Genomic DNA, 11,962 nt, shown 5'->3' with positions numbered 1-11,962 from the left:
GAAAAAAAACAAGGAGAAAAAAAATGTATGAAGATGCATATACAGATTGCAGCTGGGTGAAATTTGAGGTTCTTGAACGGTTTATGAAAGATGTTCTGGTGGCCAGCAGAATACCGCAAAAAGATGCGGCAATTATTTCTGATGTGCTGATCACATCAGACAAGCGTGGCATTGATTCCCATGGCATCGGGCGGTTAAAACCCATCTATATTGACAGAATTGATGCAGGTATTTTGAACCCCATTACGAAGATCAGTATTGTAAGAGATAGAAAAACCTCTGCGGTGCTGGACGGCCACAACGGCATGGGACACGTTATTGCTAAAAATGCCATGGAAAGAGCCATTGGAAAGGCCAGTGCCCATGGCATGGGCATGGTGGCGGTGAGGAATTCAACCCATTACGGGATTGCCGGTTATTATGCGATGATGGCTGCCAATGCCGGCATGATCGGCATTACCGGCACCAATGCCAGGCCCTCCATTGCCCCTACTTTTGGCGTTGAAAATATGCTCGGGACCAATCCGCTGACGGTGGGGTTTCCTACGGATGAAGCCTTTGATTTTATTTTAGATTGCGCCACATCTGTCTCCCAGCGGGGAAAAATCGAAGTGTATGGCAGGGCAAAAAAACAACTTCCCCCAGGGTGGGTGATCGGCCTCGACGGCAAAACCAGGACCGACACGAACCAGGTTCTCGAGGACCTTACAAAGGGCAGGGCTGCCCTGACGCCACTTGGCGGCATCGGTGAAGACACGGGCGGGTATAAAGGATATGGGTATGCTACCCTTGTTGAAGTTTTGTGTTCTGCCCTGCAGGGTGGCGGTTTTCTAAAACAGCTCACCGGAATGGATTCGGCCGGTAACAAGGCCCCCATTTTGCTGGGTCATTTTTTTATTGCCATCGATATAGAAGAGTTCACCGAGCTTGCCGCCTTTAAAACCATTGCCGGAAACATCATGCGGGAATTGCGAACATCAAAAAAAGCACCGGGGCAGGATCAAATTTTTACGGCCGGTGAAAAAGAATGGATTGCCTGGCAATATCGAAAAGTTCATGGATGCCCAATCCCAAAAACCCTTCAGGCACAGATGATAGAATTGAGAGATCGTTTTGATTTGAACTATTCTTTTGATTTTGAACAATAATTGGGGTTTTTTGTGTCAGTTTTTTTTACAGGTTGAAAGAAAAAAGAATGGTTCTTTTAAAAAATACAGGCGGTTTTTCTGGATTAAAGTTCCCGGAGGCCTTCTGAAAAAGGCGTTTGGTTTTTTTGGGGAAAAATGGCACGGCAATTGCTCATAGGAAGGGTATCTAAGGGTGTTAGTGTGTTTAGACAAAAACCCAGGGTGTAATCCCCATGAAACAAGGGAGGCAAACTATGTTGATAAAAGAATGGATGAGTCGATCGGTGGTTACCATAAACCATGAAGATACGTTGTATGATGCATCAAAATTATTTCAGACCATGGTGATTTCCATGCTGCCGGTTATGGAAAATGGCGTACTTGTGGGGATTCTAACCGACGGAGATGTGAAAAAGGCAACTCCTTCCGATGCCACTACCCTGGACAAATTCGAAATTCCCGGATTAATGGATGCCGTTAAAATTAAATCTGTCATGTCCAAACCTGTTGTAACGATTGAGCTTGACCATACAGTGGATGAAGCGGCAGTCATTATGCTTAAAAATGGGATTTCGGGACTGCCGGTGCTCAATCGAACCGGCAGAATAGAGGGGATCATCACCAAAAGTGATATTTTCAGGTGCTTTGTTTCTTTTACCGGGGTTTCAAAAGAGGGGCAGATTTTTGCCTTCCGGCTCCATGACAGGTTGGGAACCATTCAGAGTATTATAGATATCATCAGGGAAAGCAGCGGCAGGCTGTGCAGTATCATGACATCCTATGATGATGTCGAAGAGGGGGGCAGGACGGTTTTTTTTCATACCTTTGATATCGATTCAGCCCATTTTGACAGTCTGGTGGAACGTTTCCATGGGACCGGGGGACTGCTTTATGCAGCAGATTTGTCACAAGGATTCAGGAAAATTTTTTAAATCCATAGGGAGTCATGAAATGAATAAAAAAATAAATAAAATTTTGGCCTGTGTTGATTTTTCCGACTATTCATTGGCGGTATTGGAATATGCCCTTGAACTGGCAGACATGGCCCATACCCAGATTCTTGTTTATAACGTTATTAACCAGCGGGATATCAATATGCTTGAAACCGTCAGCCGGTATGTTCCCGACAAAATACAGGTAGAAACCTATATCAAGGATATGAAAAAAGAAAGAGTGACAAAGATAAGAATGATGTTGAAAGAGCACTTTTTTGACACCAAATCTCAGATGAATTTTAAGGTGGATGTGGGTATCCCCTCGGAAGCAATTTTGAGAACCATTGAAACAGAAGCGATCGATTTGGTTGTAATGGCCAACAAGGGCCGTGGCAATCTTTCTCGGTTTTTGTTTGGCAGTTCTGCTGAAAAGGTGTTCAGGCATTCCCCGGTTCCGGTGGTCAGTGTCAGAGAATCCAAAAATTTCAAACGGGAGAAATAAAATGGAAGAACAAGCCAATAAAATTAAAAAAATACTGGTGGCCATTGATTTTTCAACCTATTCCAGGCCAACCCTCGAATATGCCGCAGAGATCGCACGGAATACAAATGCCCTAATAGTGGCTTTCAATGTTATCAATCAAATTGAAATTGACTCGGTTAAAAAAGAGGTAAATTCAAAATACCCAGATACCTTTGCCCTTGCAAAACACCTTCCCTATGAAATAGGCCGTCGGGAATTGAAAATGGAAGCCTTGGTAAAAGAAGTTTTCGGGTCCACCCCATTGCCGGTTAAAATATGCATTGGGCACGGCAGACCCTACGTGGAAATTTTAAAGGCCATTGACCGGGAAGAGGTAGATTTGCTGGTATTCGGGCCTAAGGGCCGGAGCAATCTCAATGGATTTCTTTTTGGCAGTGTTGCCGAAAAATTATTCCGTCATTCCCCTGTACCGGTTATGAGTCTCCGGGGTCCGGTGGAATGATCAACCTGAGTTTGCGGGCAAAAAAATAGATAAACCCAGAAGAAAAATAAAAGTGGGATAATAATAAAAGCGGGACAAACACAAGCTGTTTTAGGAGAACATTATCATGAATGAAAATAAAAATAAAATACTGGTGGCTTTGGACGGATCAAAAAAAGCATTTAAAACCATTGATTATCTTTGTAATTTCAAACCATTTCTTAAAAAGGAACTTGTTTTACACAATGTCATCGCCAAGGTGCCCGAGTGCTATTACGATTTAAAAAAAGAGCCTTTCACCAATAAGGTAACTTCCCAGGTGCATGCATGGGAACGCGGATACAAAACCCAGGTAGATGCATTTATGGAAAAATCAAGGATGAAGCTCATTGCCGCAGGATTTAAACCCGAAGCCATCCATATTATAATAGCCAAAAGGAAAAAAGGGATTGCAAGGGATATCATGGATGAAGCCCGGAAGGGGTATGATGCCCTTTTGATACGAAGAAGGGGGGCGGGGGCACAAAAATTTTTACCCCTTGTCATGGGGAGTGTGTCCACAAAATTGGTTGAAAAATCCGATTTTATACCGGTGATGCTGGCGGGGATACAAAAGGTGAATCACGCTCTGTTTATAACGGTTGACGGATCGAAAGGGGCGAAAAGGGCGGTTGAGTTCACGGCAAAAAGCATTGAAAATTCCGATTGCAAAATTGTGTTGTGCAGTGTCCTCAGGGATTATGGTATCTATGAGGATGGTGCCCCAATGGGGGAGCCCGATAATTATCTCACAACGGCTCTTGGAAAAATGGACATTGCAGTAAAAGAAGCCAGGGAGATTTTTGAGGCTGCCGGTATTCCGGACCAACAGATTGAGGTTAAGATCATCCAGGGCGCCAAGAGCCGAGCCGGGGCAATTGTTGCCGCAGCCAAACAAGAAAATTGCGATACCATTGTATTTGGAAGAAAAGGAAAATCAAATGTGAGCAGCTTTGATATCGGTCGTGTCCCCTGGAAGGTTATCCATGGTGCCCGGGAGATGACCGTGTGGATGGTGCCCTGATAGGGAGTTGTCGGTTCCTTTTAAAGAGGATGATCGGCCTTTTATTTGACCGATTTTTTATTTGCATTTTTATTTGCAACTGAGGGGAGAACATTATGAGCACAATGAATTTACAACGGCTTTTTAACCCCAAATCCGTGGCAATCGTTGGGGCCAGCGAAAAGCAAGGATCTGTGGGATATGCCTTGATGAAAAATTTTGTGGAAAGCGATTTTAAAGGGGATATTTTTCCGGTGAATCCCAACCACAGGAAGGTTATGGGAATGTCCTGTGCTGCCAATGTTCAAGCTCTGGATCCCGGGGTGGATCTGGCCGTGATTGCAACCCCCCTGGCAGGGACCCCTCAAATTGTTGAGGCCTGCGGGAAGAAGGGTCTTGCCGGTGCGGTCATCCTCTCTTCCGGGGGAAGGGAAATCGGTGCCAAGGGGCATGAAATTGAAGCGCAAATACTTGCAAAAGCGCGGATACACGGCATCAGAATCGTTGGGCCCAATTGTCTTGGCATCATGAATACCGGCATCTCTTTAAATGCCAGCTTTGCCCATTTGTCTCCCAAGCCCGGCAGCATTGCCTTTCTTTCCCAAAGCGGAGCTGTCTGTACATCGGTGCTGGACATTGCCAACCGTGAAAATGTGGGGTTTAGTCATTTTGTGAGTCTCGGGTCCATGGTGGATGTTGATTTTGCGGATATGATTGATTATCTGGGGTCCTTGAGCTCTGTTAAAAGTATTGTGATGTATATGGAGAATATCACCAATATTCGAAATTTCATGAGTGCTGCCCGGTCGGTTTCCCGGCTCAAACCCATTATTGCCCTGAAATCGGGAAGATCAGCAGCCGGTGCCAGGGCAGCAGCCTCCCATACCGGTGCCATGGCGGGTGTTGATGCGGTGTATGACGCTGCCTTTGAGCGGGCAGGTATTTTAAGGGTCGCTGAATTTGAAGAATTATTTGACTGTTCGGAATTTTTGGCCAAACAGCCCCGGCCTTCCGGCCCCGGCCTCTCCATTATCACCAACGCGGGAGGCCCGGGTGTCATGGCAGCGGATGCCCTGGCATCCCATGGAATGGAACCTGCATTGCTCAGCCGGGAAACCCTTGGCAAACTTACCCAGATATTGCCTGGCAACTGGAGCAAGGGCAATCCCATAGACATACTGGGGGACACAGATTCTGCCCTCTACATGGAAACGGTACAAATCTGCGCACAGGCGCCTGAAACAGACGGGCTGCTGCTCATCTGCTCACCGGCTGGGACAATGGATACCCTAAGCCTGGCAGAAGCCCTCGTCCCTTTGTTAAAAACCATTCGTTGCCCTGTTTTTACGGCCTGGATCGGCGGGGACAATGTTAACAAGGCCCGGCAGGTCTTCAACCAGGCTGGGATTGTCACCTATGATTCAGCGGAGCAGGCGGTTCGCGCCTTTAAAAATTTGTATCATTATGGTCAAAATATTAAACGGCTTCATGAAATCCCTGTCAGGAAAGATGTCCGGTTGCTCATCGACAGAAAAAAGGCCCAGAAAATCGTTTGGGATGCGCTTGCCGCAGGAGAGCAATCCCTTTTGGAACCGAGGGCAAAAGAGTTGCTCGCGGCCTATGGGATTCCCGTAAATGAGACCCAAATTGCCGATTCTCCGGAGATGGCCCTGGCGATATCGGAAAAACTGGGCTACCCGGTGGCGTTAAAGATCTGTTCACCCCAGATTTCCCATAAATCAGACTGCAGTGGGGTGGTCCTTAATCTTGAGACACCCGAAGCGGTTAAAACAGCCTATGCCCGTATCATGGAAGCTGCCATGGCCTTTGTTCCCGGTGCTGACATCAAAGGGGTAACGGTCCAGGCAATGCTTAGGGACCCGGACTATGAGCTGATCATCGGTGCCAAAAAGGATGCCGATTTCGGGCCGGTGATTGTTTTCGGTATGGGGGGTGTCATGACCGAGGTGTTTGAAGATATCGCCATGGGCCTGCCGCCTCTGAACCATTCCCTTGCTCGGCAGATGATTGGGCAAACAAAAATTTCAAAGGTATTGTCGGGATTTCGAAATATTGCCGGGGTAAATTTAACACAGGTGGAAGAAATCTTGATACGGACAGGACGTCTGGTGACCGATTTCCCTGAAATTACCGACCTGGATATTAATCCTTTGATGGTCAAAGACGGGAAGATTCTCGCTGTGGACGCAAGAATTCATATGGCTCCTTGCAAAGAAATTTCTCCCCGTCATTTGATTATCAGCTCATACCCTTGGGAATACGAATCAAGGGGAAGAACTATGGATGGGCATGATTTTTTTGTTCGCCCCATTCGACCCGATGATGCAGATATGATGATCGATCATTTTAATTCCCTGTCCAAAAGAAGTATTTACATGCGGTTTTTTTCTCCTTTAAAACAGTTGTCTCAGCAGATGCTGATCCGATTGACACAAATTGATTATGATCGCGAGATTGCACTGGTGGCATTAATGGGGCAGGACCCTGAAAAAATAATCGGGGTCTCCAGAATCATTGGGTATTTTGACGGCAGTCAGGCCGAATTTGCCGTGACCATCTGCGATGACTGGCAGGGACAAGGGATTGGTGCGGCCTTGCTCTCTCAATGTCTTGCTGCCGCACGGAACCAGGGAATGAAAAAGATAATGGGGTTTGTGCTGGCAGAAAATACCCAGATGCTGAAACTGGGGAAAAAACTGGGGTTTAAGATCAAACGGGTTGTGGAAAGTTCTGAATTTGAATTGACCATTGATCTTTAAATTTTCGAGATTGTATTGGAGGCATTAAGGTGATATAGCAGTTCATTTGGGCAAACTTACAGGGGCCTTTTTTGGGGAAATTTAAGGTAAAATATTGTTACTTTGATCGCCGGGACCATGAACTGATTGGCATTGTCAATTCTGTTTATGATGCCGATAATATCTTTGGATATGCCCGGAAATTGTATTATCCTTTTTTCCATCCCCTGGGGATAAAGGAGATGGCCGAATCCAAGGGGCTTCGCACGGCCTATGCCATTGTGAATCTGCTGGAATCCATGGAAAGGGGGGAGGTTCAAAATCGTCTCCAGGCCTTGGCAGCATTGAAAGACGAGGTGCTTGATACCGCCGGTGGTTCCATGCCAAAAAATATGGCCCGAATCCTTCTCCAGATTATGAAGGAACTGGTCCGGGCCAAGGGCAACTATTCTCTTCAGCTGCAACTGGCCCATAATTTCAGGATGGCGGCCTTTGGCAAACCTCGGGTGGTACGGCGATTGCTCAAGTACTATCATCTGCTGGAAATGCCAGAAGAGTGGAACCAGCTCACCTTTGATGACCATGTCCATGATGCCAACACCTCGGGTCGCAAATCCCCCACTCATTTGATAATGGATGCGTGGATAAAGGGGATTCGGCGGTTGCGGGTGATTTATTACCATTGTATTGAACCCAGGTTTGCGGCAGAACTCATCGAAGCGGCCAGGATAATGGAAATTGATCTTCGTATCGGAATTGAATTTTGGGCCCGGTACCGGGATCGATACATCTCGTTTATCTGGGTGGCCCGGGGACTTCCCGATGTCGAGGCCTTCCTGTGTTTTCTTGCCGAACCCCATGTGGTTCATTTCATGGAACAGGGCCGTGGGGTATTAAAGTATCAACAAGCCTATGTGCTGAGCCTTCTTAAGAGTTTTAATGCACATTATCTGGACACCATGTGCCAGACCCTGGGCATTGATTTGCCACCGCTTTGCCCTGAAGCGTTTTTCCAATTTGCCGCTCCTGGGCAGCCATGTATTCCCCATCTTGGGGAATATATCCACGCCTTGGCTGTTGCCGCCATGCAAGACCGCATGGACCAATTGAACCAGTCTTTTGCCACGGCAGACATAACTGAGCAGCAAGAGATCAAAGATCTGGTGGAACGAATGGATCGGTTCAGTGCCCAGGAGGTTATTGCCACCTATCTTCGTCCTGAAATGTATCCGGATATCGTGCATCCGCTTACCATCAGCGATTCCCCAAATGTTCCCGAGAGACTCAAATTAAGTTTTCAGGAATTGTTTGAACGGATAAAGCTGCTTCATCACGATTTTAGGATTACCCTGAAACTGGGGGATCTGAAACCCGAAGATGTCCTTGAGATCCTCTATGAGGGCAACGGCCTGATCACCCGGGTTGAAATTATCAATTTAAAAGATTTTATTGCCGGACAAACAGATCATCTGGTTGCCGTAAACGAACTCCAGGAGGCCATTAATACCGGAAGCCTGCTAAAATTAAAACGGGTGGTCCGACACATTAAATTGTCCATGGAACAAGCCGGGTATGCAGATGAACCGGATCGAGTCAAAAAACTATTTAATATCCTCTATGATATTGATGCCCTGAAAAAAATGTACACGGTACGGCCGCTCAAATCCAGGATAGGGAGCGACTCAACCGGGAGATGCCATCAGACATACGGAATGGGGTTTGGTATTGTCGATACATTGACTTCCCGGGCCATGCACCAAATTAAAACCAGTGTTGGCAACCGGTTGATTCTTCCGGCAAATATCAATGTGAGTCAGCGGATGACCTCCTTTGCGACCAACGAGATAAGCCGGGGGGCTAAATGGATGATGAACGCCTTGAAATGGTTGCCCGGTCTGGATCAAATTATTTCATTAAAAAAAAAGGAATGGATCCTAACCTCCTTTTCCCTGGACATGAAAGGCTGCGGCAATATCGTCACCCTTGGTGGAATTCAAAAAAACAATACAAATGGTCTGGGACTGGCCCTGTCCACGGGTAAAAAAAACACCCGGGCCAACTCATGGAAAAATCTCAATACAAAGTTTAAAAATTGTTTAAAAATTTTGATTGGGTTTGTTCCCGCGTTTGTCTGTTTTTCTCTTACCAAAGACTGGTGGTTTCTGGCTTATTTTGGTGCCTTTATCTGGTTCGGGATCACCGGTTTCAGGGTAATTTTGCAGTCAGTTCTCGGCGGCGGCGGTATCAATCGGTCCTCTTTGCTCAAATGGAATGATTATGTCAGTTGGGAAAGACTGACCGATGCCTTGCTATATACCGGCTTTTCAGTGCCGCTTTTGGATTATGTGGTCAAAACACTTGTCCTTGAACAAACCTTTGGCATCACCGTGGCTTCCAGTCCCTTGATGCTCTATTCGGTCATGGGGCTTGCCAACGGCATTTATCTTTCTTCCCACAATACCTTTCGCGGGATGCCCAAGGGGGCGATCACCGGTAATTTTTTCAGGAGCATCCTGGCCATTCCGGTGGCAATTCTTTTCAACAGCCTGATCGGTGCCATTTTAATATTTTTCAATACCCCCGGGGTGGAGGGGGTTCTTCAAAAATGGGCGGCGATTATTTCAAAAGCGGCTTCCGATACCGTGGCAGGTCTTATTGAGGGAACCGTAGATAGGTTTCAGAACATGGATCTTAGAAAAAGGGACATCCAGAAAAAATTTTCTGACCTGTTTGAAATTTATTCGCGCATGGAACTTCTTTTTCCTGAAACCGAGGAACTCAAGATTCTTGAAAAACCCCATCTATTGTTTTGCAACAAAAATTCCGAGGTAAAGGATATGGCGGTGATGATCATTATCAATGCCCTGGACCTGTTTTATTTCTGGATGTACCTGCCAAGGGCAAGGATGACAATGCTTGATATGGTGTCTAAACTGACACCGGAAGAAAAAACCATATTTTTGCAGGCCCAGAAACTGCTGGAACAAGAGCAATTTATCTCCAGGCTTTTTGTGGAAGGAATCCTTGGACAAAATTTCCCCCGCCCCCTGTCTTTTTACCTGACAACCTATAAAAATTATCTTGCTGCCATCCAAAAGAAAACCCATTCTTTCAAATAACCGAGGCCGGCGTTTCATATAAATCATAGGCCTATATTGGCAGTCTGCCAATAAAATCAGGTGTCCTGCCGCCGTTCTTTTTACAGAGTGTAAAAAAAACTGACAGACCCAAGGAACAGGCGGGTCTCGTTTCCTTCGTATACTTTTCTATGTTTTCAATTACTTATACTTTATTTGGGTGTGCACCATTGCCTGGCATATATCTTGATAATCAGGAATACAAGGGACTGATTATGGGAACTTATAATAGAAAGAACAGGACAAGGAAAACACACTCAATGGCAGGATCTAAGATTGAACAAAAACCGTTTTACCAGATACTCAAAAGAAAAATAACCATCTTGATACTGGTGGTTTCATTCTTTCCCATGATTTTGACCACTGGGATCATCTTTTATCGATTCAACCGGACCTATACCGCTAAAATTGCCGCACATATTTCAGAGCTGGTCCAAAAACATACCCAGAATATTGATACATTTTTGTTGGAAAAATTGGGCAATATCCGGTATCTGGCCCGGCATATTGAAAACACAGAGACTTTACCCACCGATTTTTTACGTCACCAGCTGGAATTGTTGAAAACAGAATATAAAGACGTGTTTACCGATTTGGGGCTGGTGGATGAAAATGGTATTCAATTTGCCTATGAAGGCCCTTTCCGTCTGGAAAATGCGGACTACTCCCGGGCGGATTGGTTTAAAAAAGCCCGAGAAAAATCGTTTTATATCTCTGATGTGTTTGCCGGGCTGAGGGGACATCCCCATTTTATAATCGCTGTCAAGATTCGATCAAAGGGATCTGAGGGTTTGTTACGGGCCACCATTAATTTTACGGCCTTTAATTCTCTGGTGGAAAATATTCATATTGGAAAAACCGGTATGGCTTTTATCATCAACAGCCAGGGCCAATTGCAAACCCAGACCGATCTTCGGATTGATCCTTCCATTATGGCATCAATGGCCAGTCGGGAAGGGTACAAAGATCACAAAACCATGTTTTCCAGAAAACAGGATCTTTCTGGAGAGAACTATTTATATGTGACGTCCATGCTTGAAAATATCGATTGGCTCATGGTGTATCGTCAGAATGTAAAAGATGCCTTCCGTGATTTATGGAAAACACAGGTACTTGCCCTGGGATTATTTGCTATCGGGTGTATCGCCATCCTTTCGGTGGCCTTTACCCTTCCGCGTAATATTGTGGCGTTAATTTTGCAAGCGGACAAAAAAAGCGAGGTCATGAACAAACAGGTGGTTGAAAGCGGAAAACTTGCCACCATCGGAGAACTGGCCGCAGGTATTGCCCACGAAATCAATAACCCGGTGGCCATAATGGTTGAAGAGGCCGGGTGGATAGAAGATCTTCTTGAAGACGAGGATTTAAAAGGGTCTAAAAATTGGGATGAATTCAAGCGTGCCTTGAAGCAAATAAATACCCAGGGCAGACGCTGTAAAGAGATTACCCACAAACTCTTAAGTTTCGCTAGAAAAACCGATTCCACGGTGAATGATGTCCAGGTGAATGATTCCATCACAGAAATTGTTTCTCTGACCGCCCAAATGGCCAAATATAACAATGTCACGATTGAAACTGATCTGAATCAGGGGATTCCCTATATCAGGATATCGCCCTCTGAACTGCAGCAGGTAATTTTAAATTTAATCAACAATGCCATTGATGCCATGGAAAAAACAGGAGGGACCATAAAAATTGAAACAAAGGTCAGTAAACTTGAAAAAAATAATGTGGTAATCTCAATTTCCGATGATGGACCCGGCATTCCCAAAAACAATCTTACCAGGATATTTGATCCGTTTTTCACCACAAAGGCCGTTGGAAAAGGAACGGGATTAGGGCTTTCCATCTGCTATGGCATTATCCAGAAGATGGGTGGGAAAATTGATGTTCACTCTCAGGTAGGAACGGGGTCACGGTTTCGCATATGGATACCCTTCCAGACGGCTGAAATTGACCCGGCAACCCAAGGTTCATGAAATAAATAAACAAGGAGA

The 11,962-nt window shown here is 45.6% G+C and carries 8 protein-coding genes; all 8 read left to right on the top strand.

The window, feature by feature from the left end; genetic code table 11:
- Positions 1-23: 23 nt before the first annotated feature.
- A complete protein-coding gene (locus ACZ45G_RS17595) occupies positions 24-1,148 on the top strand; it encodes an Ldh family oxidoreductase (protein WP_464171791.1) in 1,125 nt (374 codons plus the stop codon).
- A gap of 233 nt (positions 1,149-1,381) precedes the next feature.
- Positions 1,382-2,059, top strand: coding sequence for a CBS and ACT domain-containing protein (locus tag ACZ45G_RS17590; RefSeq protein ID WP_464171790.1), 678 nt, complete (start codon positions 1,382-1,384; stop codon positions 2,057-2,059).
- A gap of 19 nt (positions 2,060-2,078) precedes the next feature.
- Positions 2,079-2,564 carry a universal stress protein gene (locus ACZ45G_RS17585; protein WP_464171789.1) on the top strand — a complete coding sequence of 162 codons (486 nt, stop codon included), beginning with the start codon at positions 2,079-2,081 and terminating at the stop codon, positions 2,562-2,564.
- A gap of 1 nt (position 2,565) precedes the next feature.
- Positions 2,566-3,048 (top strand): universal stress protein, encoded by a 483-nt coding sequence (locus ACZ45G_RS17580; RefSeq protein WP_464171788.1) that lies wholly within the window; start codon positions 2,566-2,568, stop codon positions 3,046-3,048.
- Positions 3,049-3,154: 106 nt separating this feature from the next.
- Positions 3,155-4,090: a universal stress protein gene (locus ACZ45G_RS17575; protein WP_464171787.1), complete on the top strand. Its 936-nt coding sequence runs from the start codon at positions 3,155-3,157 to the stop codon at positions 4,088-4,090.
- Between the two features lie 95 nt (positions 4,091-4,185).
- Complete coding sequence (locus tag ACZ45G_RS17570; RefSeq protein WP_464171786.1) at positions 4,186-6,849, top strand: bifunctional acetate--CoA ligase family protein/GNAT family N-acetyltransferase; 2,664 nt, start codon at positions 4,186-4,188, stop codon at positions 6,847-6,849.
- 71 nt (positions 6,850-6,920) lie between these two features.
- The gene (locus ACZ45G_RS17565; protein WP_464171785.1) at positions 6,921-9,947 is read left to right on the top strand and encodes a hypothetical protein; all 3,027 of its coding nucleotides are present in this window, start codon (positions 6,921-6,923) and stop codon (positions 9,945-9,947) included.
- A 278-nt stretch (positions 9,948-10,225) separates the two neighbouring features.
- Positions 10,226-11,944, top strand: a complete 1,719-nt coding sequence (locus ACZ45G_RS17560; RefSeq protein ID WP_464171784.1) for a sensor histidine kinase — start codon at positions 10,226-10,228, stop codon at positions 11,942-11,944.
- The last annotated feature ends 18 nt before the right edge of the window (positions 11,945-11,962 follow it).

It is taken from the genome of Desulfoconvexum algidum, from assembly GCF_055382125.1.
Note: the sequence above shows the minus strand (reverse complement) of the source record. Positions and strands in the feature narration are given on the sequence as shown.